The organism is Micromonospora sp. NPDC048843 (assembly GCF_040649965.1).
GTDB lineage: Bacteria > Actinomycetota > Actinomycetes > Mycobacteriales > Micromonosporaceae > Micromonospora > Micromonospora hortensis.
In genome coordinates, this window is record NZ_JBEZGJ010000034.1 from 1 (window position 1) to 22,266 (window position 22,266).

Consider the following 22,266-nt stretch of genomic DNA (forward strand, 5'->3'; position numbering starts at 1 on the left):
CCTGTTCCATGATCGTGTGATGAGCATGGACCAGGTGACACTGGGCGCGGGAGCCGCGCCGATGCTCGCGCCCGGCAGGACGATGCCGTGCGGGCCCAGCGCGGGGCCCGGGAAGTGCCGGCGACCGCCGCCGGTCAAGACCGCCGGACGCGCGGGCGGCTTCGGATAGGCGCAGCGTTGGGTGCGCCTGAGGCGAGGCGATCGTGTAGCTGCCGGGAGTTTCCGGCTAGCGCCTGGATCCGCGCGGGCGTCTCCCGGACGGCGGGCGTTGTCGGTGTGGCAGGGACCGGTGGTGCGGGTGGTCGAGGGTGGCGCCGGTGCCAGGCCCATGCAGCAGTGGCAACGATTACCGGGAGGATCACCAGACGCCCACCGAACGCTGCGACCGCGCCGACGACGACCGCTGCGGCGGCTGCGCCTGTGCGAATCACCGCAGATGAGAGCAGCTTTACGGCGGCGGCGATTCCCAGCAGGGTGACCGATGCCACGAGCACCGAGAACGCGCGCATCAGCAGGTCGACGTCAACCAGCGCTGGTGCCCCCAGCGCTGCGGCTCCGACCGCCGCCGCGGCGCTCGCTTGCACGGCGAGGCTGCGCCTGGGCACCCCGGCGACACCATTGGCGGCAAACCACTCGGGTAGTGCGCCGTCGCGGCCGAGCGCCGCACCGGCGCGCGCCGCGGCGGCAATGAAGGTGAAAATCGCGCCGAAGGTCAACAGCAGCGCGCACAGCGCGGTGACCGCCATCGCGCCCGGCCCGGCGGCGGGATCGAGCAACAGGATCAGGGGCACCTCGGTATCTCCACCAGCAGCGCCGAGGACACCGACGGTGCAGATCGCGAGACCGGCGTAGAGCAGGGCGATGATGCTCAGGCTCGCGGCGGCGACGACCGGCAACTGCTGGCGGGGGCGCGTGAACTCTCCCGCCAGGTTGGCTGCAGCTTCCCAGCCGCATACGGCGACGAACAGCACTGCGGCGGCGCTGCCGATTCCGGCGAGGCCCTGCGGGGCGAATGGTTCGAACCGGCTGGCTGCGACATGTGGCAGCGCCACGGCGACGACCGTCGCGAGTAGCGCGAAAAGCCCGCCGGTGAGCGCGAGGTGCACACGGCCGGACACGTGCAACCCGAATAGGTTCATCACGTATGCCAACCCCAGGACACCAGCGGCGACCCACCCAGCCGCAGTAGGTCCCCAGCCCAGGGCCGTGGCGGCGTACCGGCCGCCGGCCAGTGCCCCGGCGACCATGCCGAGCGGCACTGCCGCGTAGAACCACCAACCGACGACGGTGCCCGCTGCTGGTCCGAACGCCCGCCGGGCGAACGTCGCCACCCCGCCCGCGTCGGGATATCGCATGCCGAGGGCGGCGAACGCCGCCGCGATCGGCACCGACACCGCCAGCATGGCGGCCCAGGCCAGCAGCGACGCCGGCCCGGCGGCGTGCATGGCCAGCGCGGGTAGGACGAGAACGCCGGGCCCGAGCACCGCCCCGACGTACAGGGCGGTGCCGCGGGCTACACCGATGCGCCCGTTCACCGGGTCGCGTCCGGCTCGTCGGTGGCGCCGTCCTGACGAGAGCGGGTGGCCAGAGACCGCAGAACCCGGGCCAGGCTGTCTCCCGACGGCATGCCAGGCTCACCGAACAGGCGTGCTTGTTCGGCTTCGACGGGGCCCTGGACACGGCGGGCCAGGTCCATGCCGGCCTGGGTCGGGCGAAGGACCACCCGCCGCCGGTCATCCTCCTGAAGGTCCCGACGTACCAAGCCCCGGTCGACGAGCGACACGAGGGCGTTGGTCAGGGTGGCCTTGGCGATGCCAACCTCGGCGGCGGCCGTGCGGGTTTCGACCGCGCGGCGCGCACACACCAACACGAGCACGTCGTAGGTGGTCCAGGTCAGTCCCTCGTCGCGCAGGACGCCGCGTTCCACCTGAGCGCGTACGGTGTTGGCGGTGCGCACCAGCTGCGCCAGCGGCCCCGGCCGCGGTGGCGGCATCCGAGCGGCGTTGACCGGCGGCCGGTAGATGCCCGCGACTCGACGTGGCCGGCGGTCCGTGGCGGCGCTCATTGCATCCACCTGCGCCGCGCCGGGCGCCGGTTGGGCTTGCGGTTGCGGCGCTGGCCGACTTGCCCGCCGCGGTCCTGCGGCGGCGGCGGTTGCGGCGCTGGGCGGCGCGGACGCTCGATGCCTTCATCCTCGTCGTACATGTCTTCTCCCCCGTGCTGTTGCTGATGACCTACCTGCCGGCTCCTACCAGCGCCTCACCCCCTCTCCTCGCCGAGCGGGGCGCCGCGTTGGCGCATGAACTCGACCGGGTTGGTGGAGTTGGAGGTGTCCAGGTCGCACCGCGATCCCGAACACACGCTCTGGTGGGTTTGGAAGTGCAGGTGCGGGCCGGACGAGTGGCCGCTGGTGCCGACCAGGCCAAGCGGCTGGCCGGCCTGCACGGTGTCGCCCTCGCTGACGTCGGGCCGGCGGACCATGTGGCAGTAGCGGGTGCCATACCCATCGGCGTGCACCAGGTCGACGTACCAGCCACACCCCTTGGTGGTGGGGCTGCCGTCGACGTCACAGTTGCCGGTGCTCGAGTCGCAGCCCGCCCACACCACTCGCCCGGCGCTGGCCGCGTGGATGACCGTGTTACGTGCTGCGCCCAGGTCGACTCCGGCGTGGAATTTGCCGTCACGCGGCCCGTAGCGGCTACCCACCGCAGCACCCAGCGGCGCCGTCCACCCCGACGCCGCCACCGTCACCGGATCTGACGAACACTCGGCGAGGCTGGCCCCGGGCACGTCGGCGATGGTCGCGACACCGACGACGGCGGCGACGACCTGTTCGGCGGCGTGCTCGTACGTGCCGTAGCGGTCGGGGAACGCGGAGACCTGAACGCGTTGCGCGGCGACGGTCAGCGGCAGGCTTTCCCACCGGCCGATGCGCTGCAGCTTCGTGTAGAACTTCGTGGCGGCGTAGACCGGGTCGATGATCTGCGCAGCTGTGCCCCACCCCTGGCTGGGGCGCTGTTGGAACAACCCGAGGGAGTCGCGGTCACCCCCGTTCAGGTTGTGCAGGCTCGACTCGACCATGGCCGTAGCCACGGCGATGACCCACCCGCGGGCCGGCACACCATTCGCCCGCCCCACGGCAACGATCTGCGCGGCGTTGCCGACCTGTTCGGCGTTCCACCGTCCCACCGCCTCGACGGCCCCGGTGGCTGAGCGCAAGGGGCCGGTGGCGGCACACGCCGACGCCGGCGCAGGGGTGTTGAGCACCACCGCCACGGGCAGCCCACACAGCAGCAACGCGGCCACGATCGCTGCGCCGAGCCCGATCCATCCGCGGTTCACCGCGCCGCAGCCTCCTCACGGGCACCGAGCGTGGCCACCAGCCACCCGGCGTCGCTGCGCACACAGACCACCCGCAACACCCCGGCGTCGGTGCTGACATCGACGTCGACCCGCTGCGCCGTGGCCGCCGCCGCCCGGCCCGCGCCAGTAACCCGGGTGGCGGGCACGTTGGCCGGCTCCACCGTGGCGAGCAGATCGGCGTAGGCGGGAACGGCGTAGGGAGATACCCCTGCCAGCCAGCTTTCGGCGGGCAGGTCAGGGCGGGCCCAGGCCCGCACGAACCTCAGCGCGGCTGTCACCGCCGCCGGATCGGCCGTGCCTGGCGTGGCCCGCAGGACGCCGTCGGGATCCGCAGCCAGTGTCTCGGCCGGCACCGCACCTTCGGAATGGGGGCCGGTGGTCGGTGCGCTACTGCTCGGAGCGGGACCGCTCCCGGCACACGCGCTGAGCAGCAGGGTGGCTGCTCCCGCGATGGTCGCCCTGACGAAACGTGGTGTCACTGCTGCTCCTCGGGCGGGACCTGCTCGTCTGGTGACCGAAGCGCGGCGTTGAGTTGCTGTCCCAGCAGGCGCACCTGGTGGTGGATCTCCACGAGCTGCGGGCGGGCTTGTGGATGGCCAGCCACGACCTCGACCAGAGCGTCGATGTCGTGGCGCAGCTGCTCCAGGCCGACGCCGATGCGGGCCAGCGGAGCGCTGGCGGTGCGCACGGTGACACTCATTCGCCGACGTCGCGGGTGTAGTCCCCGTCGAGGTGCCCGTCGCTGGACCAGTCCAGCTCCGTCTCGCGCCGCGTCGTCTCGTCCAACTCTGTCCATTGCTGCCTGTCCTCCTGTTGGTCGTCGCGCCGGTCGTGGCGCGTGTCGTGTATCTCGGCGATGTAGTCCTGGAGCGAGTCGACGCCCTCGCGCAGACCGAACAAGGCGGCCTCGAAGCGTTGCCAGTCCCAGACGTTGGTGACCTCTGCCGGCTGAGTCATGTCGTCCCTCCTTCTGAGCGCGCCGGCACCGCACGCTTCCGAGCTTCGATGTCGCCGGTGACGGCCTGTTCGGCGGCGTCGGGCCACGGCGCGGACCAGACGGCGTCGGCGCTGCGGGGTGTGTGGTGCCCGTGCCGACAGCGGGTGCTGTCCCACGCCTGCCACCGGTGCCGGGCCCGGTGCAGCGCCTCATGCCAGCGCAGCGGCGCGTCCGGGTCGGCTTTGCCGGAGTACGCGTGGTGCCAGGACACGCTCAGCGCGGTCAGCTCCTCGACCAGGGCCGGGTGTGCTGGCCAGCACGCGCCGAGGTCCTGGGCGAGGCCGTAGCGGTCGACGAGCCACCGCGTCCAGGCGATCAGCCACGCCCACAGTTGCCGCGCGGCATCGGCGTCCACGTTCCGCCAGCAGTGGCCCGCCGGCGCCCATGCCGCGTCACCGTCGATCGCCTCGACGCGCTCAGCGAGCGCGACGTGCGCCTCGGCGAGGCGTTCCACGCTGACACGCAGCGAGTCGATGAGCTCGGCAAGCTCAGCGATCGCCCGCTGCTCTCCCGACGCCTCGGCCGGGACATCGAACAGGAACCTGCGGTCGGTCATCAGCGGCGCCGCCCTTCGAGTCGGGCGGTGAACGCGGCCTGCGCGGCCTTGAACCGATCGGCGTCGGGGCGCTCCCACCACGCCGGTTGCACGACCTCGACCGGAGGCATGTTGCCGAGCAACACCAGGGCGTGGCCGGTCGGCAGGGTCCGCAACTCGGCGAGATCGAGCAGGTTCTCCCGTCGAGCGTTCTCCTGCACGCTGGCGCGTCCCCCGCCCCAACTGGCCGCTGAGGACAGCTCCTGCACTTGGCCGAGCAGCGACTGCGCGTCCTTGAGGGCCGCCACGTCCTGCGTGCCGCCCATCACGAAGCGGGCGTTCGCACCGTCGCGCAGGGCTTGCCCACCGTCGCGGCCCCACCGCTCCTCCAATTGGTGGGTGTTCTGGCAAGAAATCGACAAGGCGATACCGGCGCCACCGCCCTCAGAGGCCAGTGCGGGCAGCGACGGCAACGGCGCGATGTTCGTGATTTCGTCGCCGATCAGGTACAGGCAGGGCTCTACCCGCCCGCCCGGTGCGACGAAGGAGCGTTGCAGGGTGCGGTAAATGATGTCCTCGGCAATCGCGCTGAACAGCGGCGCGACCAGCGACTGCCCGCTGCGGGTGCCGACCAGATAAAGGGTGCCGGACTCATCCAGCCACTGCTCCGGCTGGAACTGCTCGCCGCGCGGCGGGGAGCAGGCGCGCAAGATCCGGGCGTTGCTGAACGGATCCAGCGCTCCGAAGACGACCGACTGGATACTCTCGCGGCCACGGCCAGTGGACTCGCGGTGAAAGGCCAACCGGTCGGCCCACGCGGTCTGCTGGTGATGGCGCAGGATCCGCTCGGCCCGCGGGTCGCTGGGGTTGGCCGCCCAACTGGCCACGTCGGTCAGGGTGGCCTTTTCATCAAGAGCGGCGGCGTGCAGCAGACCGCGGATGATCGATGCCGCCTGATCCTGAAAGTATTGGCCGTTTTCAACGTCACCCTTGAGGCCGGCACCGGCGGCGAAGCCCTTCGCGCGCAGCGCCGCGATGTCGGGATCGTGCGCCCCCTCGATCGGCGACCACCGCAGCCGGGGCAGTCCAGGTACCTGCCCCTGTGGTTCGAAGATCCACGTCGGCCCAACCTCGGCGCGCAGGTAGTAGGTGACCGCGGCGACGTCGAGGCGGGTGGAGGTGGAGATCACTGCCCCTCGGGCGTCCGCGACCCGGGGCACGATGTAGCGCGACGTCTTGTTGGCGAACCGAGCCGCTCCGGCGAGGAGCTCGGTGTACTCGTTGGCGAGGTACAGCGGCTCCCCGGTCAGCGCGTGGTGCCCCAAGAACCGCGCCACCTCCAACGGGTCCTGACGTCGCTGGGCCTTCGCGTACGCGCTCTCGGGGCGGTCGGTCGCTCGAATGGTCAGGCCAGGCCGAAGGATGTCGACGCGTCGAAGCACCGCCGACGCGGTTACTACCCGGTCGAGGTCCTTTCGGCTGGCGAACCCTCGCCGCTGCACCCGTCGCTGTACGAGCCGGATCGCCGGCATGCCGAGGCCAGCGAAGGCTCCAATGAACAGGCCGAACCACAGCACGTACAGCAGCGCGGTCGGGGGCAGGTCCGCCTGGGCCGCGGTGGGCCATGCCGCCGCCGGGTCGCCGCCGTTGAGGATCATCCGCCCGGCAATGCCGGGCGCGTCCGTCGGCGAGGTGTCCGGCCACGCGGCGTGGGTGAGCACGCCACCGACCTGCCCGGCCAGCCACAGAGTGAAGGTGCCCAGCAGCGTGCAGAACACGGCAATGCCCAGCAGAACCAGCCGGGCCAGGATGTCGGCGCGGGGCATGCCGCGGCGCGGCAGCCGGCTTCCGGGGGACATCAGCGAGCCGGCCATCAGCGCACCTGCCCCACCGCGGCGGACTCCCGCGCCTCGTACTCGGAGTCGGTCAGCTCCCGCGGTTCGTTCTCGGGGTTGTCGCGCATCCGGCTGTCGGTGTCGACCATGGCCTGCTCGACGCTGGAGAGCTGGTGCTTGACGACGTAGGAGCGCAGTCCGACCTTCCACAACCCGACACCACGGCGCAGGTGCAGCAGCAGATCGGTCTCCACATCGGTGGTGCCCAAGAATTCGCGGGCGGCGTCCAACGAGCCCGGCGCCTGTCGGTAGGAGACCCGCACACCGGTGTCCTCGATGAGGCCCCGGGCGATACGGACCTGCTCGGAGTCGGCGCTGCCGCTGGCTGCCAAGTCCGAAAATCGGTGGAACGCCAGGATGTTCTCCGTGCCCAGCGCCCTGGCCAGCTTCATCTGCTCGCGCATCCGCCGTATCAGGCCGAGGTGACGGGTGATCAGCGCGAACTCGTCGTACAGGCACACCCTCGGTGGGGCGTCGGGGCGGGTGAGTTCCGCCTCCAGCCACGACTGGGCGCAGGTCATCGCCATCGCCGTCATCTGATCGGAGGTCCGCACCGCCCGCAGGTCGAGGATCGCCCCCGGCTGTTCGAAGTCCACCGTCAGCGTCGCAGCAGTCGGTGCGTCGAAGATTCCGCCGAGCACGCCGGTGATCAGCCGCTCCAGCGCGAGGCGGACCCGACGGCTATCGACGGCGAACTGGTCGACGTCGTAGTTCACCCCGGCGAGGCGGTGCGCCCACGCCTGCGGGTCACCCATCGCCGCGAGGACCAGCGACAGGGTCGGAGTGGCCAGCCGTTCGGCGCTGGTGCCGTCGTCGCTGTGGGTCACGGCGTCGAGGGAATATTCGATCAGCGAGCGCTCTGCCTCGCTGAGTGCACCGCCGAGTTGAATCTCGAGGAGCCCTTCGAGCAGCAGCAGCCGGCGGGCCCGCTGGATCTGCAGCCACTCCGGCTCGGCCTGCCCCGGCTGGCGGCGGATGCCCGCCAGGGGGTTCATCACGACACCCGCGCCGGGGCCGACGCGCACCGGCCGGATCCCGGCAGCTTCGGCGAGGGCGTCGTACTCGCCCTTGACGTCGACGACGAAGAATCGGGTGCCGAACGGGATTCCCCGGAACGCGATGCTCTTGAGCAGCGACGACTTCGCCGAGCCGATCTCGCCGGTGACCACCATGTTCGGTGCGCTGAGCAGCCCTGCCCGGTACAACTCCCGCATCGAGAACACGAACCCCGTCCGGGAGTACACCTCCTGACCGATCAGCGGTCCGTCCACCCCGAGGCCGGGGTCGGCGACGAACGGGTACACGCTGCACAGCTGCGCGCTGGTGGTAACCAGCGGCGGTAGCCGCAGCCGCCAGAACGCCCGCCCGGCGGCCCGGCCCAGGGCACCGCGCCCGTCAACCGGCGGTGCGCCCAGCAGCCGCTCCGATGTCCGGCGCAGAGCGCGCTGTTCGCGTTCCAGTTCGGCCTGCGCCGCCGCGAGGTCCCGCCGGTCCGCGGACTGTGCGATGCGGTGCGCGAGCGATCCTTCTCGTTGCACCCGTGCGCGGCTCACGCGAACCATCCCCGCATCGGCTTGAGCCCGCGGGCCAGGGGAAGCGCTCCGGCTATGAAGCCCTGATCCTGCTCGCCGTAGAGCACCACCGCCTGGCAGCCGGTGCGGCCCAGCACCCGTTTGATCGCCCGCACGTCATGGCGGAGTTGCTCTTCGCTCTCGGCGGTGACAGTGACGACGATCGCGTAGCGGTAGCGCACGTGCCCGGCCGCCTGCTCCCGGTCGACCTGCTCCACCGAGCGGGCCTCCTCGTCCTCGCGGGCGGTGCGCACCAGACGCATCTTGCGTTTGGTGATCTCGTCGCCGGCGCGGGCGACCTTGTCCCGGCGGGTCGCCAACTGGGCGAGCTGCGCGGGTACCGGCTCGGCGATGACCGTGACCGCGCGTCGACCGACGGTGCGGGTGAACAGGGCGGTCATCCACGTCATCGCGACCGGTTGACGCGGCATCTCGTAGACCCACAGGCTCTGCGAGAACCCGGAGTCGTGGCGGTAGGACGACCAGCCGATATTCTCCGCGGCAATCGGCCCGGCCATGTGCGGTGCCACCCCAGGCGTGGTCGGGGTGCGCATGTCCACGTGCGGCTGGTCCTCGGGGTCGAACTGGGTGCGCAGCACTGCCGCGTACTCCCTGGGCGTCAACCAGCTGACGGTGTCGACGCCGGCCTCCGCGACCGCGGCCTGCACTCCGCCGAGCTTGTCGAGGACGACGGTGGCGATGGCCGCGTCGGTGCCGCCCGCGTCGGTGATCTCCGCCGATAGCTTCTTGGTGTCGAACACCACGCTGAGGTACACCTCGTGGCGCTGCGTCGACGGCGCCGCCGCGGCGGTCAGTTCCGCCAGCGATCGGTACGCGCGAGTGTCGGTGTCGACCGCTTTTTGCACCAGGTAGCGCTGCGCCCGGTTACCGGAGTCCGGAACTGCGCGGGCCGTCAGCGCCCACCTGGCCAGACCACTGTCGGCGTACTCGGTGCCGAGCAGGTTCAGCACGTCCGCCCACGCGGCTAGACGCTGCTGTTGCACCGACGTGTCGGCCAGGACCAGGTTGCTGCCCGCGCAGAGCAGGGCCGCAGTGACGGTGCCCTCGCGGCGGTGGTGCAGTAGCCCCACCTCGGTCAATCCGTCGGCGGCCACCGCCGGCAGCCAGCGGTAGCCGGCGGCGGGACCGGGCAGATGCAGATGCGTGCTGCCCGGGGTGGCGGCGAAGGCACCACCGCGGTAGCGGTCCTGACGGGCGGCGCGCTGAGCGAGGGCCCCGGCGACGATGGGCGCCCACTCGGTGACACGCCGCCCGCGTAGCCGCAGCAGGCCCACCGTGAGCAGGAGCAGCGCCGCGAGCAGCATGCCACCGGCAGCACCCTGTCGGCCGGTCGCGAGCAGGTTCGCGGCGACGACTAGGCAGATCACGCCGGCGACAGCCGTGCCGATCTGCCCTGCCGAGAAGCCCATGATTGAGCCACGCGTGGACCGCGGCGGAAACTGGAACTGGGTCACCTGGACTCCTCACCTAGACCGGGACGATGGGTACTTCGGCGGCGCCACCCGCAGCGGCGCCCCCTGCGCGACCTGCCCCGGCGCCGGAGGCGGCACCGCCCTGCGACGGCTGGCCTGAGCTGGACGGCCCGGCTGAGCCGGCGGCTGGGCTGTGCCCGGACGCCTCTGGCGTCGGAGCCGCGGGTGACGGCGAGTTGGCGGCAGAAGGTGCACCGGTCGGGGTGGTGGCGCCCCCGCCGCTCGTGGCCTGCGGGGCGTCCTCGCCCTGCGAGCTGCCGGCTGCCGCGCCGGTGGCCTTCTCTCCGATGGCGTTCGGTGTGACCGGCAGCGCGGGCTGTCCGCTGGCGTCTCCGGGCGCGGTGAGCTGTCCCTCCGCCACATCGTGTTGAGCGGTGCGGGAGTCGCGCTCGATCCCCTCAGCTTCTTGACCGTTCTCTCCGCCGTCGTTTTCAGTTCCCGGTTCACCGCTCGGCTTTCCGACCTGGTCGCCGTCGCCGCTTCCTTGCAGCGCTTCCACCGCCTCGGGAACGGCGCTGGGCCGCGTGCCGAGCGGGCCAGCACCGCTGGTGGGGTTTGTCGGGATCGCGTCGGCGTTGCCCTGCATCAGAGATGCGGCGTCTGGGCCGCCGCCGCTGTCGCCTCCACCGCTGAGCGGATCGGCCAGGCGGCGGGCGGCGGCGTCCATGCCGACCGCGCCGGCAGCGGAGGTCAGGAAGCCTCGGGCGTCGACGTCGGCCAGGTAGCCGTCCCACATGCTCGTCAGCCGCAGCAGAATCCACGGCGCGAGCACCATCAGGATGATCATGAACATGCCGCGCAGCACGTTGAGGACGTTGTCGCTCTCGTAGGTGCTGCGTGTGCCGTAGATCCACAGGGCGGCGATGAAGAACTTCGAGCTGGCCAGGGCGTTGCAGGTCCAGAACCACTTGCGGCCCCACGAGCGCGTCTCGGCCATCACCTGACCGGTCATCGCCATCGCCCCGAACAACGCTGCCCCGGCGGCCAGCAGGGAGCGGAACAACAGCATCACGAACACCAATACAAGCCCGATCACGCTGATCACCGCGACGACGAAGGCCAGCAGGATCGTGCCGGTGTCCGCGGTGAGCGCGTTGAGCGCGTCCACCCACATGCTCGGCTGCCAGTCGCGTTCCTGATTGCGGGCGATCAGCGCCACGGTCGCCTCGTCCCACGCGGCCATCAGGATGTAGGCGATGCCGCCGGCGAAGGCGATCCCGAACATCGCGCGCACCAACCCGCCGAGGGTGGCCAGGGGCCCGGGGCCGTTCATGCGCAATCCGTTGATCGCCGTGGAGATGAGGAAGATGAGCAGCACCATCAAGATCAGTACGCCGGAGATGTCGTTGTAGACGTCGTAGAACGGCTCGTCCGGCACGGCGGAGGACTGCTCGAACACCACCTCAGCCAGCTTGCTCAACGCCCAGGCGAAACCCGCCACGGCAATGTCGGCCAAGCCTTCGAACCCGGACCGAGCGATATCCTTGGCCTTCTCGTCGACTCTGCAGCTCACACTGAACTTGCAGCCCTCGGGCTTGACCGACGAGAACGGCAGCAGCGACGTACGCAACGCTTCGCATCGATTTTTCTTGGCGGTCCACCGTTCGGCGTTGCCCGCGTCCTCGGCGGCGCTGTCGGCGAACCGCTCGCACCTCACGGGGGAAGCGCCGTCTTTCGGAGACTGATCGTCGAGCACCGACGCCGTGTCCGCCGGCGGCGGTGACTGCAGGGTGAGCGATACGGCGTCGCAGCGTTCCTGCTCTACAGCGCCGACGGCCTTACCGCAGTCGGTGATCCACCCGTCGCCGGACTCCCATTCCGCCCACGGAAGGCACCAGTTCACCTGCGGTCTCGCCTGCTCGTGCGGCCCTGACAACTGCCCGCTAGACGACGGCGCACGGCACGGCTTGGCGGGGGCGGACGGAGCAGGCGTCGGGGCGGGTGCTGCCGCAGCAGATTGCGCTGGCACTAGAGCGCCAACCAAGGCCAGCACGCTGATCGCCACGCCGATCCCCCGCCGGCAAGCGTTGCCCCAGGACATGAGATCAGACCGTCCCCGGCACCCACGAGCGACGGCTGAGCACGTCGAGCAGCGGTTGAGTGTCGCGCGGACCGCCGTCGCGTCGGGTGCCGCGCTGATCAGGCGGAGGTACCGGCAACGGCCGCTGCGCGGCCACCACACGCCAACGGTCGAGCGTCCACCGCACCGTCACCGACTGCACGTACCAGCCACCCGCCAAGCCCGTCTCCGGGCCGGCGACCACGCCATCGGTCGCTGACCCACTGAGGGCGCAGAGCAGCAACCGCGCCGTGACCTCGGCGCCCTGCTGCACCCGTGCGTCGACGTCCGCGTCGGGCACCCACACCCGGGCGGCCACGGTCTGGGAGATTCCCTCACCGTCGGCCGACGGTGAGCCGGCGCCCATCATCTCGGCCACCGCCGGGCCCGAACCGTCGACCGCAATCGTGTCGATCAACGCCTGCCGCTCGACGTTCGGTCGGCCCGCTGCGGCGGGCACCGCCACCACGTACGCCGCCGCCGCGTCACCGGCGCCGCGAGGCGTGCCAGCGAAGCCAACCGGCACTCCCCGGACGAGACGGTCGCCGTAGCGCTCAGGCGCACTCTGCCCGGGCGCACCCCGCTCGGGTGCGCTCGCGCGGCCCGCAACGAAGACCGCCACCCCTGCAACCATCACGCAGAGAAGCAGAGAGACTGCGGCTGATACGCGTCCGCCGTCGGTTGCCTTGTAAGTTGCTCCCCGCACGCGGGGCACCCCCTAAATCTCGCTCAACAGGAAGCCGATGATCGATGTCGCCGAACCCACGACGATCGCCACGAGCCCGGCCTTCCACATCATCGATTTGCCTCGATCACTGATGATGTGCGCGCCGAAGATCGGTCCGATGCCGAACGCGATCGCGCCGGCCGCGAGACCGGCCACGGCGGAAATCACGCCGAGGAACAGCGCGGCGTTTGCCAACTTGTAGAACAGATCCGAACGCGGCACTGCCGCCGGGTCAGGGCTGATCCGACCGAAGTCGAAGCCCCCAGATGGCGACGGCGTCGGCCTCGGGTCCGGTGCCAACGCGGCCACCACCGAAGGCATCCGCACCGTCATCACGGCAGCTACCCAATGCACGATCACAACTAGTTCCTCCCCCGTGTGAAGTCACCGTCCTCGGGCGACAGACCCCCCTCGCGTGATGGGCCAGGATCAGCGGGGCAGTGTTCGACGACGATTGAGGCGACCTCGGTCAATGCGGTCCGCGTGGCCTTGCTCAGCGACCGCGGATCGAGCGGGTCAGGGCGTGCGAGCACTGGATCGAAGGGCACCCGGACGAGATGCGTCGCCGCTTTTCGCGCCAGGTGCTCGACGGCGCGAACTTCCCGAGCGGTGGAGTGTGTGGTCGTCATGACCACCACCACCGCCGACTCCGCGACCTGATCGAGTCCCGCAGCGCGAAGGTGCGCCAGCAACCGCATGGTGTGTTGTAACGCATCTACGGTCGCGCGGGTCACCAACACCGGTACCGTCGACCACCCCAGCGCCCGCCACGTCGGCGTGTTGTCCGCCGCAGGGAGATCCAGCAACGCCATGGCGTAAACCGACCGCAAATGGCCGATCACACCGAACGTCTCCGGCCAGGTAGTTGGGCGCCGCTGCGCCGTCATCTTGCTCTCACCGACCAGAACGCGCAGGCCAGTCGGCCCTTGCTGCATCAACCCCTCAGCGACCAGAGGGTCAGCCAACCGCTCCTCCGCGGCCGCGGCATCCCACGTCGATGCGGAGTTGCCCCGGGCCACACGATGGCCCAGCCCACCCCACGCACGCCCGGTCGCGTCCATCGCCACGATCGGAGCAGGGCTGGCAAGCGCCAGCACACCACCGAGCGCCGCCGTGAGCGTCGATCGACCGACACCGCCGTCCGCAGACGACAGGGCCACCAAGGGACACCCCGCCCGCAGCGACGCCGCACGCAGCCACAGCGACTCCACCTGACTGCCGCCGCCGAACTCGCGGGGAATCTCCCGCGGGGCCCGCTCCGCTGCCCGCGCCCACCACAGGTCGCTCTCCACAGCCGCAGCTGGCGCGACAGATCGGCCGGGTCCGCCTGGCGGAGCGGGTGATGCCCGCTCCGCCAGCGCCCCCCACTCGCCGGCCTCCGGCACCTCCGAAGAGGTCCCGGAGCCGGCGAGGTGGCCTGATCGGTCAGTCGATAAATCTGACACGTCCGCCTCCCCCGAGGGCTTGCCGCACAGCACTGGCCAGCGACGGCAGGACGCCGCCGCGAGCCGGTCCCCCGTTACTGTCACGACCTGGACGTCGACCACACGATCAGGCCAAATCAGAGACCGCATCGCCACAAGGCGTTACGTCCTCACGAACGCATCACGGGCCTCGCAACCCCCTCCATGGAGGCCGGCCGATGCGCTACCCTCAACCAACCAAAGTTGGCGTGAGTCCAACTTTGTGTGGATCGGGCACTGAGAGTCAAGCACAGATCACGACAGGGTTCCACACAAACTTGGGTTCGGACCAACTTTAGTTGGAGTCGGGGGGCGCCACGATGCGACAGAACGAGAAGCCACCCAGTGGCCCGAGCCCCACGCTGATCAGCGAGCGGCTGCAGGAGCTGTACGTGAAGCACCGCCCGAACCACGTCTATACCGACGCCGAGGTGGCCGACGCGCTCAAAGCCAAAGGGCTCCGCACCTCAGAGGAGACCCTCCGCAAGCTCCGGATCGGAGCGCACGACAACCCCACAGCCTCCACGCTGACGGCCCTGGCCGAGTTCTTCGGCGTCGGCGCGGGCTACTTCCTTGACCCGGCCCCGGTCAGCGCGAAAGTACAAGTGATGACGCGCTCCATCGAACAACTATCCGACGGGGCAAAGGAAGGCATCGACGCCATCATCCAAAGCACCTTGAGGATGGAGCAAGCCGCGCGAGAGGCCGCCCAACTCGCCGCCGAACAAGCCCGGCGACACACACACTGAATCTCGCTGCCCAGGACGCCGTGCCGGCAGGAAGGTTCGCCGCGACCTGGCTCAGATCGTCTTGGACGAAGCGAATCGTCGAATGGTCACCGGCGTTCAGCTCCAACTCGGCGAGGAGCTTGGCGCTGCTATCGACCGCGAGGATGCTCGGACAAACCCATCCTAGACAAAGCATTGGGCCCCGGTCATCGGCAGCCAGGGACGGGGCTGGTCGCGAGCTGTGTCGGGTCGCCGACAGCCGAGCGGTGGCCGACGCAGCGCGGACTGGCGCAGGCCGAGCTGGGTGCCGCACACGGCCGGCCGCGCTGTCGCATCGGGCCGATCACCGTGTCGGCTTGACGCTACGCATGCTCTAAAGTGCATTGCGTAACGACATGGTGAGGCTGGATGGGGACTGTGGATCCGAGGCGCAGGTTCAACCCGACCGAACGCGCCGCCCTCTACCTGGCGGCCGACGGCAAGTGCATCGACTGCGGCACCGACCTGGCCGGCGGCTTCCACGCCGACCACCAGGAGCCGCACTCGCGCGGCGGCTCTACCGACGTCATCAACGGGCAGGCACTCTGCCCCACCTGCAACCTGCGAAAGGGAGCCTTTGTGTCGAACCTGCGCCTGTGGCAAGAGTCGGCGATGAATAAGTTTTACGCCGTCAACCCACGGGACTTCCTGGTGGCCGCCACCCCCGGCGCCGGCAAGACACGGTTCGCGTTGACGCTCGCCAAGCGGCTCCTCACTGAGGGCGCGGTGCAGCGGATCGCGGTGGTCGTGCCGACCGACGCGCTGCGGCAACAGTGGGCCGACGCCGCCGGGCAGGCCGGTATTTCCCTGATGCCGGTCGGTGACTTCGCCGACTACGCCAAGCCCGGCTACCAGGGCTGCGTGGCCACATACGCGCAGGTCGCCCGCGGCAAGGGCGCCGACATGCTCCGCCACGCCACGCGAAACGCTACCTTCGCGATCCTGGACGAGATCCACCACGCCGGTGACAACAGGTCGTGGGGTGACGGGCTCAAGACCGCCGTTGAGCACGCAATCTACCGGCTCGCGTTGACAGGCACCCCGTGGCGCGCGGATCCGACGTCCCCGATCCCGTTCGTCAACTACGACAACAACGGCACTGTGCAGGTCGACTACGGCTACGAGTACGGGGAGGCCGTCGCCGACGGGGTGTGCCGGCGCATCGAGTTCCACGCCTACGACGGGGAGGCGCGGTGGATAGATTGCGGCGTCGTGGAGACGGCGGAACTGGGCGCGAACCTCGGGGAAGAGGATGTTTCCGCCGCCCTCGACGTGGTGTACCACCCCGAGCGGGAGTGGATGCCCGTCCTACTGCGCAAGGCAAGCGAAGCACTAGACGAGGTGCGGCGGGAGATCCCCGACGCCGCGGGTCTGATCGTCGCCGAGCGGCAGTATCACGCCCGCGCGTACGCGGCCCTGCTCAAGAGCATCACCGGCAGGGACCCCGTGGTGGTCGTCTCGGACGATCCCGAGGCGAAAGCCGCCATCGACCGGTTCCGGGACAGCCGCGACCCATGGATCATCGCGGTGAAGATGGTATCCGAAGGCGTCGACATCCCCCGCCTAGCGGTCGGCGTGTACGCCACGAAGACCCGCACCCCCCTGTTCTTCCGCCAGGTTGTAGGCCGCTTCGTGCGTGTGCGCCCAGACGAGGAATTCAACGCCCGTCTGTTCATCCCCGCTGTGCCCACGCTCATGAACCACGCCCGGGAGATCGAGCAGGAGCTGCGGCACCAGCTCGAAGCCGATCGCGTGCAGGAGGAGCGCGCTCGCGCGGAAGCCGGCGAGAGCGCCAACCAGGGCACGCTGGACTTCCGAGAGCCGCTGTCCGCGTCGGAGGCCAGGTTCGACCGTGCCATCCTCGGGGGGCAAGAAGCCGGCGCGGTGAAGGTTGAGGCCGCGCAGGCCGAATGCCGCAAGCTCGGCATCCCTACCCAGTTCGCGATGAACCTTTTGCCGCTGCTGGACCGCATGCAGGAGGCGACATCGGCGGGTGTCACCGCCGCAGCCGGCAATCCCCGCATCGAGGAGCCTCGGCACCGACGTGAGCGTGTCCTGCGTGGGGAGATCGACACTATCGTGGGTAAGGTGTCATACCGCACGGGCAAGGAAAAGCGGGAAATAAACGCGGAGCTGCTGCGCCGCGGATTCCCGTCCCGTAACAAGGCCAGCGTCGAGCAGTTGGAGCAGATACGCAACGAGCTCGCCCGCTGGCTGGGCATGTAGTGGTCGACAGCCTGCGACGCAACGCCCACGTGGTTGAGGCGCTGGGGTCGGCGCTGCGTCAAGGTGAGCACGCCATCGGCACCGTACCGGCACTGGTGAAGCGGGTGCTCACCGAAGAGTCGTGGCGGGAGTTCGTAACCCAGCGCGGCGACCACGTGCTGCACGACCGGTTCGTGGACTTTGTTGTCACCCCTCCGCTGGCTGGTCTCGGTACGACCATCGACCTCATCCGTCGGGTGATATTCGCGGACGTCGAGGCGCTCGACATGCTCGATCGGACCCTTCAGGCGGCCTCACAGCCCGGCCGGCGCAATGACCTCGTCAATAATGCAGACGAGGTACCCCGACCACGAGGCACCAGCAAGGAAAACGCCCTGCGTCGGCTCCGCAAGGACGCACCCGACCTACACGCCGAGGTGCTGGCCGGGACACTGTCCAGCCACGCCGCGATGGTGAAGGCCGGGTTTGCCGCCCGCCGCTTCACCGTCGAAGTCCGAACCCCCGAAACGATGGCGGCGACGCTGCGCCGGCAACTCCCAGCCGACCTCCTGGCGCAAGTCATCGCCGAACTAAACCGCGAGTAGCTGCATTCGCCGCGCCGAGCCCGGCGGCGCCAGGGCCCGCCGCCGCAGGCGTCCCGACTCGTCAAGGGGTGGGCGCTCGCTGGTCACAGTTTGCCTGCTGGTCACCCTAATTTCGAGCACCAGGCAGCGCACACCGAACGCGTCCCGCCGGTGAACATGGGCGACTCGCTGCCTCGCCGAGTTGGCCGTCCACCTCCGCAACACGTCTGAGATCGTCTTCCCGAGGCCACCGCCAGATCCGAACGGTGGTCGCACCTCGTCTGCCCGGCCCCACCAGAATGATCTCAAACGGCGGCTGCCGTACTACCCGTCTGTAATTGTCAACCTGCTCGAATCACGAACCGAAGCAACCAATGGTAGGCGCATCTCCACTTACGCCAAAGCCGCAGGTCACCGTCGCCGCCGACGCCTTGAAGGCGCATGACGAGCAGGTGCATGGCTGGTCAGAGCCCAGGTTCATCGCTAGCGTCACGAGGCTCGGACGCCATACGGCGTCAAGAGCCACCAGTGAACGCCACGGCCGGAAGGGGCGTATTGCATGGTAGATCGATGGGCGGTAGAGCGTGCAGTTCGAAACGCCGACTGTTGCCTTAGCCCTTCTGGGCGCCACCTTATCCTGACGCTTTTGACCTGGACCGATACCGCAACTGCGGTGATCCCTCCGCAATTCTCGCCGAGCTTGACAGACCTGGAACGTGCGACAGGTTTGGCCCGCTCCACGATCGGAGTCTGGCTGAATCGACTTGAGAAATTGGGTTGGGTCATCCGGTTCAGGCCGAAAGTGGAAGACGCTCGCCGCAGAAAAGCACGGACCGCCTATCGCCTTCGAGTTCCCACGGGGGCAGGGGTTGGTACGGCCACAGAACCACCGCTAGTCCGGCAGCCGGACAGATCTAGTACGGCTGCCGGACTGGATCCAACCAACAAACATCGCCCCACCGCGCGCCGCGCATCGAGCACCCGTCCAAGTCACTCCTACACCCCAGGAACCAATGGTTACTGCTCTTATCCCGATTGCGGCAAGTCCGCGCCGCTTCATTGACCAGATGAACCGGTCGTTCAGAACTCGACCAAGGCAGAAGCTAATGACAGGCCGCCCAGTTAACGGTAAGTCCCTTGTTGCACTTTCATACCGCCGAAAGATCCCGCGGTGGGGTCCGGTCCCGCAAGACCGGACCCCACCAGACGACTAGGCTAGAGGGTGCCGTTCATTGGTAAGCGCCGAGAGGGCAGCGGCGATTTCCTGCAACGTTGCTTTCACGTAGGTGGCCGTAGTGCCAGCGTCGCCGCCACCCTCTGAATGGCCGGCGTAGGCTCTCGCGATGGCGTAGCCAAAGTTCCTTTCCACCCATGTCAAAGTAGTGTGACGTAACCAGTGGATGCTGATCTGTTGCGCGTAGACCCACGGCAGGTGCTCGCCGATGCGTACCCACAGATGGTCGTATCGCCGGTACGTGATGGGCTCACCGTTCTGATAGCGCAGCAGCTGCCCTGTCTCCGTCGCACCCCGCTCCTCAGCATGCCGCTGCACGTATCTCATCAGCGTGGGGGAAACTGGTTGCCACCGTACCGAGTCCCCCTTCTCTCGAAGCAGAATCAAGCATTGATCAGGGTCAAGGTCAACCGGACGGAGCGCCAGAGCTCCACCGCGCCGACACGCCGTTTCGGTATGCAGCCGCAAGAGCAAGGTGTCAAGGGCCGGATCGTTACCCGTGCTGGCTGCGACCTCGTTTATCTCGGCCAGCCGCGTGTCCGCCACCGCCCGGCGCGTGCTTGGCAGACGCCGCGGCTTCGCCACCTTTAGAGCAGGGTTGTCAGACTCTGCGATGAAACCATCAGCTATCGCCCTCTTGTAGAGACATCGCAAGGCGGCAATCAGATGTTCCGCCGCACTTCGGCCCCCGCGGGCGTTCCGCCGAGCCACAACGTGCGTCTTGACGTACTCCGCCAACTTCTCAATCTCCGACGGCGTGGGCTCGTCGAGCCTGCGTTGTCCCCAGTGTTCCACCACACGGTTCCAGTAGGAGCCATAGGCACGTTTCGTACCTTCCGAGACCGCAGCCGCCACCACGGGAACGTATTCGGCGAAGGTCGGCGACGAAGGCCGAGCCACGGCGGCTTCCAGAAGGTCGGCAGGCGAGATGCCCATCCGAGCAAGAAGGAGCCGAGCCGCTGCCACCTCAGCTTGGCTCGCCGATGCGTCACTCATGCTCGCCCCCGAAGACCGCATCGTGAGCCTGCCCGATCATCTCGTCAAGCTTTGCCGGCGGATGAACCACCAGGCGGTTGCTGGCTGATTCAGCCACGATAAGTACGCGGTCACCGGCGGCGAGGCCGCACCATTGACGGACCACTGCCGGCAGTCGGACGTGGCCTTCCTTCGTTACCTTGAAGACGCCTTGCTTGTCAGCAGATACGACGATCAGGCCTCGACGCTCCCGGATGCTCAGTCGCAATCCGGGGGTCCACTGGAGTTCCTTCATCGCGCACCGGTCGGCGATCCGACCACGCGAGTCGAGCGTCGCCACACCATAGACAGCTGCGCTGCTTCGGGTGGCGGCAAGTCTCGGAAGTGGTAGCGGAGGACGCCTCATGGCCGTCGCGGGGGATCCAGTAGCGACGCGCAGGCCAGGTGCCAGACCGGGCAGAGCAACGGCGGGAATCACTGACGAGCCACCGCGCGTCATCGCGGAGCTCGCCCGGCGCTGGTCACTGAGAGTAGCGCCAGACGCAGTGTCGGATGGGTTTCGGCGGTGGTCAAGCATCCTTGACCACCGCTACGTCTACGTCGCACATATGAGACGTACTCGTGTCCGAGGGGGGACTTGAACCCCCACACCCTATACGGGTACTAGCACCTCAAGCTAGCGCGTCTGCCATTCCGCCACCCGGACCTACTCGTTCAGCCTACCTCGCCGACCAGATGATCTTCCATCCGGTAGCCAGCACAGCGGGCCGCACGGGGAGTTACTGTACACGCCGCTCGTGGATCATGCACATCGCCTTCCGGCGCCTCTCCCCCGTCGCTTCCGCCACTGCTCAAGCCGCCTCAAAACACCCGCGCCGACACGCTGTCGGAGCGTGTCCGGGTAGCGTCCGGCGGCCCTCTGACGGCAGCATTGCCACGTGTCCCATCCCTCCCCCCTGGCAGCCGCCCAGCACCGAGCCCTCGCCCTGCGCGCCGCGGGCGACCTCAGCGCCGCCCGGCAACTGCTCGCGGAGGCCGTCGAATCCGCTCCCCCGCCGTACGGTGACGACCATCCCGAGGTGCTGCACACCGCGCACCTGCTGGCACGGCTGCACCGGGAGGGGGACGACCCGCTCGCCGCCCGCCGGGTGTTGGAGGAGGCCTTCGCGGCGGGCGAGCGGCGCTGGGAGCACTCCGACCCGCTGATGCTCGCGCTCGCCTTCGAACTCGCCGAGGTGGCGGAGGAACTCGGCAACCGGCACGAGGCCCGCCGCAACTACACCCGCGTCGCCACCGCCGGGCCCGCCGCACTGGGGGAGAACCACCCGGCGGTACGCGCAGCCCGCGACTACCTCGGCCCACCTCCGTCGACGCCGGGCGAGCAGCACCCCACGCCGACGCCCGGTCCGGCCCCGGTCGACCCGGTGACCGAGCCGGGCACCCGGTCGGCGCTTGCCGGCCCGACCCTGTCGCTGGCGACCCTCGCGGCGATGCGGCCCTCCGCCGGTGGCCCGCCGCCCGCCGTCTCGCCCTGGGCGCCGCAACCGCCGGCCGCGTCCCCACAAACTCCTCCAGCGGTACGCGCGCCAGCCACACCCACGCCACCCCGCGACGTCACGCCGGCACCGGTCCCAGCCCCTCGGGCGACGCCCGTTCAGCCGGCAGCTTCCTCGATCGCGCCAGCGCCGCCCGACCCACTGACGGCAGCACCCCGACCTGCGACGGCGCCCCGCCCGCGCGCCGACGCGCCACGGCCGGCGATTGCGATGCCACCCCGTCAACGCCTCGACGAGCAAGCGTCTGGACCGCCTCGGCCGATGCCCCGGCCGAGGGCTGAAGACCCGCCGACGACGGCCGGGCAGCGGTCACCAGACCGACCGCCGTCCGGGCCGACCGTGGCACCACGTCAGCGGGTTGGTGGTCACGCCACCCCGCCGGTGGTCGACGTGCCGCCTCCACCGTCGACACCGACCGCCCCGGCGTCGACCGCCCCGCCGGCGACACCGGCGGTGGTGGCACCTCGCTGGGACGACCCCACCATCCGGGTACGGCAGATCGAGCCGCTGCTCGCCGAGGAGGCCGCCCGAGCCGCCGAACGGCCAACGGCGCCGAGCGAATCGCACAACGTGTCCGGCACCGAGGCGACGTCATCGGGCCGACCCTCCTCGGCCGTTGGCCACCCCGGGCCGGCGTACCCGGTGAGCGGGCCACCGGCCCAGCCCATCAGCGCCCCGCCGGTGACCCCGCCTCCGATCTCCGCGCCCCCCAGCCAGCCGTACCCGGTCTCCGGACCACCGGCCCAGCCGTACCCGGTCTCCGGACCGCCCGGCTACGGCCCACCCGACTCCGCACCACCCGGGCACACCTACCCCGTGTCCGCACCGCCCGGCTACGCCCA

General features: G+C 69.6%; 19 protein-coding genes, 1 tRNA gene and 1 pseudogene. 4 read left to right on the top strand and 17 right to left on the bottom strand.

Features of this window, described 5'->3' with window-relative positions:
- Nucleotides 1–134: 134 nt before the first annotated feature.
- The 14 genes from AB0C20_RS11235 to AB0C20_RS11300 form a co-directional block, all read right to left on the bottom strand.
- Nucleotides 135–1,535 (bottom strand): amino acid permease, encoded by a 1,401-nt coding sequence (locus AB0C20_RS11235; protein WP_357567847.1) that lies wholly within the window; start codon nt 1,533–1,535, stop codon nt 135–137.
- Nucleotides 1,532–2,065, bottom strand: coding sequence for a MarR family transcriptional regulator (locus AB0C20_RS11240; RefSeq protein WP_357248362.1), 534 nt, complete (start codon nt 2,063–2,065; stop codon nt 1,532–1,534). Before AB0C20_RS11240 ends, AB0C20_RS11235 begins: the two co-directional genes overlap by 4 nt.
- Before the next feature lie 194 nt (nt 2,066–2,259).
- Complete coding sequence (locus AB0C20_RS11245) at nt 2,260–3,342, bottom strand: M23 family metallopeptidase (protein WP_357567848.1); 1,083 nt, start codon at nt 3,340–3,342, stop codon at nt 2,260–2,262.
- Nucleotides 3,339–3,842: a hypothetical protein gene (locus AB0C20_RS11250; protein WP_357567849.1), complete on the bottom strand. Its 504-nt coding sequence runs from the start codon at nt 3,840–3,842 to the stop codon at nt 3,339–3,341. The genes AB0C20_RS11245 and AB0C20_RS11250 overlap by 4 nt, the downstream gene beginning before the upstream one ends.
- The gene (locus tag AB0C20_RS11255; protein ID WP_357307430.1) at nt 3,839–4,063 is read right to left on the bottom strand and encodes a hypothetical protein; all 225 of its coding nucleotides are present in this window, start codon (nt 4,061–4,063) and stop codon (nt 3,839–3,841) included. Before AB0C20_RS11255 ends, AB0C20_RS11250 begins: the two co-directional genes overlap by 4 nt.
- Nucleotides 4,060–4,320 (bottom strand): hypothetical protein, encoded by a 261-nt coding sequence (locus tag AB0C20_RS11260; protein ID WP_357567850.1) that lies wholly within the window; start codon nt 4,318–4,320, stop codon nt 4,060–4,062. The genes AB0C20_RS11255 and AB0C20_RS11260 overlap by 4 nt, the downstream gene beginning before the upstream one ends.
- Nucleotides 4,317–4,916 (bottom strand): hypothetical protein, encoded by a 600-nt coding sequence (locus AB0C20_RS11265; RefSeq protein ID WP_357567851.1) that lies wholly within the window; start codon nt 4,914–4,916, stop codon nt 4,317–4,319. Before AB0C20_RS11265 ends, AB0C20_RS11260 begins: the two co-directional genes overlap by 4 nt.
- Entirely contained in the window at nt 4,916–6,769 is a 1,854-nt protein-coding gene (locus AB0C20_RS11270; protein WP_357567852.1) for a TraM recognition domain-containing protein, read from the bottom strand. Before AB0C20_RS11270 ends, AB0C20_RS11265 begins: the two co-directional genes overlap by 1 nt.
- On the bottom strand, nt 6,769–8,343 hold the full coding sequence (locus AB0C20_RS11275) for a hypothetical protein (protein ID WP_357567853.1): 1,575 nt from the start codon (nt 8,341–8,343) through the stop codon (nt 6,769–6,771). Before AB0C20_RS11275 ends, AB0C20_RS11270 begins: the two co-directional genes overlap by 1 nt.
- On the bottom strand, nt 8,340–9,836 hold the full coding sequence (locus tag AB0C20_RS11280; protein WP_357567854.1) for an SCO6880 family protein: 1,497 nt from the start codon (nt 9,834–9,836) through the stop codon (nt 8,340–8,342). The genes AB0C20_RS11275 and AB0C20_RS11280 overlap by 4 nt, the downstream gene beginning before the upstream one ends.
- Nucleotides 9,837–9,849: 13 nt before the next feature.
- Nucleotides 9,850–11,550, bottom strand: a complete 1,701-nt coding sequence (locus tag AB0C20_RS11285) for a hypothetical protein (RefSeq protein WP_357567855.1) — start codon at nt 11,548–11,550, stop codon at nt 9,850–9,852.
- Between the two features lie 349 nt (nt 11,551–11,899).
- Nucleotides 11,900–12,535, bottom strand: a complete 636-nt coding sequence (locus tag AB0C20_RS11290; protein ID WP_357567856.1) for a hypothetical protein — start codon at nt 12,533–12,535, stop codon at nt 11,900–11,902.
- 96 nt (nt 12,536–12,631) lie between these two features.
- Nucleotides 12,632–13,000, bottom strand: coding sequence for a hypothetical protein (locus AB0C20_RS11295; RefSeq protein WP_357567857.1), 369 nt, complete (start codon nt 12,998–13,000; stop codon nt 12,632–12,634).
- 2 nt (nt 13,001–13,002) lie between these two features.
- The gene (locus tag AB0C20_RS11300; RefSeq protein WP_357567858.1) at nt 13,003–13,932 is read right to left on the bottom strand and encodes a hypothetical protein; all 930 of its coding nucleotides are present in this window, start codon (nt 13,930–13,932) and stop codon (nt 13,003–13,005) included.
- Between the two features lie 491 nt (nt 13,933–14,423).
- Between AB0C20_RS11300 and AB0C20_RS11305 the strand changes: the two genes are divergently transcribed.
- The 3 genes from AB0C20_RS11305 to AB0C20_RS11315 all read left to right on the top strand — a co-directional run bounded on the left by AB0C20_RS11305 (nt 14,424) and on the right by AB0C20_RS11315 (nt 17,680).
- Nucleotides 14,424–14,852 (top strand): hypothetical protein, encoded by a 429-nt coding sequence (locus AB0C20_RS11305; protein WP_357567859.1) that lies wholly within the window; start codon nt 14,424–14,426, stop codon nt 14,850–14,852.
- Nucleotides 14,853–15,239: 387 nt separating this feature from the next.
- Nucleotides 15,240–17,096, top strand: a complete 1,857-nt coding sequence (locus tag AB0C20_RS11310; RefSeq protein ID WP_357567860.1) for a DEAD/DEAH box helicase — start codon at nt 15,240–15,242, stop codon at nt 17,094–17,096.
- Between the two features lie 29 nt (nt 17,097–17,125).
- Nucleotides 17,126–17,680 (top strand): hypothetical protein, encoded by a 555-nt coding sequence (locus AB0C20_RS11315; RefSeq protein WP_357567861.1) that lies wholly within the window; start codon nt 17,126–17,128, stop codon nt 17,678–17,680.
- A 1,189-nt stretch (nt 17,681–18,869) separates the two neighbouring features.
- On the opposite strand, the gene AB0C20_RS11320 is transcribed toward AB0C20_RS11315, so the two are convergent.
- The 3 genes from AB0C20_RS11320 to AB0C20_RS11330 form a co-directional block, all read right to left on the bottom strand.
- Nucleotides 18,870–19,889, bottom strand: coding sequence for a tyrosine-type recombinase/integrase (locus AB0C20_RS11320; RefSeq protein WP_357567862.1), 1,020 nt, complete (start codon nt 19,887–19,889; stop codon nt 18,870–18,872).
- Entirely contained in the window at nt 19,882–20,208 is a 327-nt protein-coding gene (locus AB0C20_RS11325) for an AbrB/MazE/SpoVT family DNA-binding domain-containing protein (protein WP_357248402.1), read from the bottom strand. The genes AB0C20_RS11320 and AB0C20_RS11325 overlap by 8 nt, the downstream gene beginning before the upstream one ends.
- Before the next feature lie 282 nt (nt 20,209–20,490).
- Nucleotides 20,491–20,574: transfer RNA gene (locus AB0C20_RS11330), tRNA-Leu, on the bottom strand.
- A 232-nt stretch (nt 20,575–20,806) separates the two neighbouring features.
- Between AB0C20_RS11330 and AB0C20_RS11335 the strand changes: the two are divergent.
- A pseudogene (locus AB0C20_RS11335) lies at nt 20,807–21,223 on the top strand (tetratricopeptide repeat protein); the annotation flags it as partial.
- Nucleotides 21,224–22,266 lie beyond the last annotated feature (1,043 nt).

Coding starts and splice junctions, on each gene's coding strand:
- AB0C20_RS11255 (WP_357307430.1), bottom strand. CDS start 4,063: ATGAGTGTCACCGTGCGCACCGCCAGCGCTCCGCTGGCCCGCATCGGC.
- AB0C20_RS11240 (WP_357248362.1), bottom strand. CDS start 2,065: ATGAGCGCCGCCACGGACCGCCGGCCACGTCGAGTCGCGGGCATCTAC.
- AB0C20_RS11320 (WP_357567862.1), bottom strand. CDS start 19,889: ATGAGTGACGCATCGGCGAGCCAAGCTGAGGTGGCAGCGGCTCGGCTC.
- AB0C20_RS11265 (WP_357567851.1), bottom strand. CDS start 4,916: ATGACCGACCGCAGGTTCCTGTTCGATGTCCCGGCCGAGGCGTCGGGA.
- AB0C20_RS11310 (WP_357567860.1), top strand. CDS start 15,240: ATGGGGACTGTGGATCCGAGGCGCAGGTTCAACCCGACCGAACGCGCC.
- AB0C20_RS11260 (WP_357567850.1), bottom strand. CDS start 4,320: ATGACTCAGCCGGCAGAGGTCACCAACGTCTGGGACTGGCAACGCTTC.
- AB0C20_RS11270 (WP_357567852.1), bottom strand. CDS start 6,769: ATGGCCGGCTCGCTGATGTCCCCCGGAAGCCGGCTGCCGCGCCGCGGC.
- AB0C20_RS11305 (WP_357567859.1), top strand. CDS start 14,424: ATGCGACAGAACGAGAAGCCACCCAGTGGCCCGAGCCCCACGCTGATC.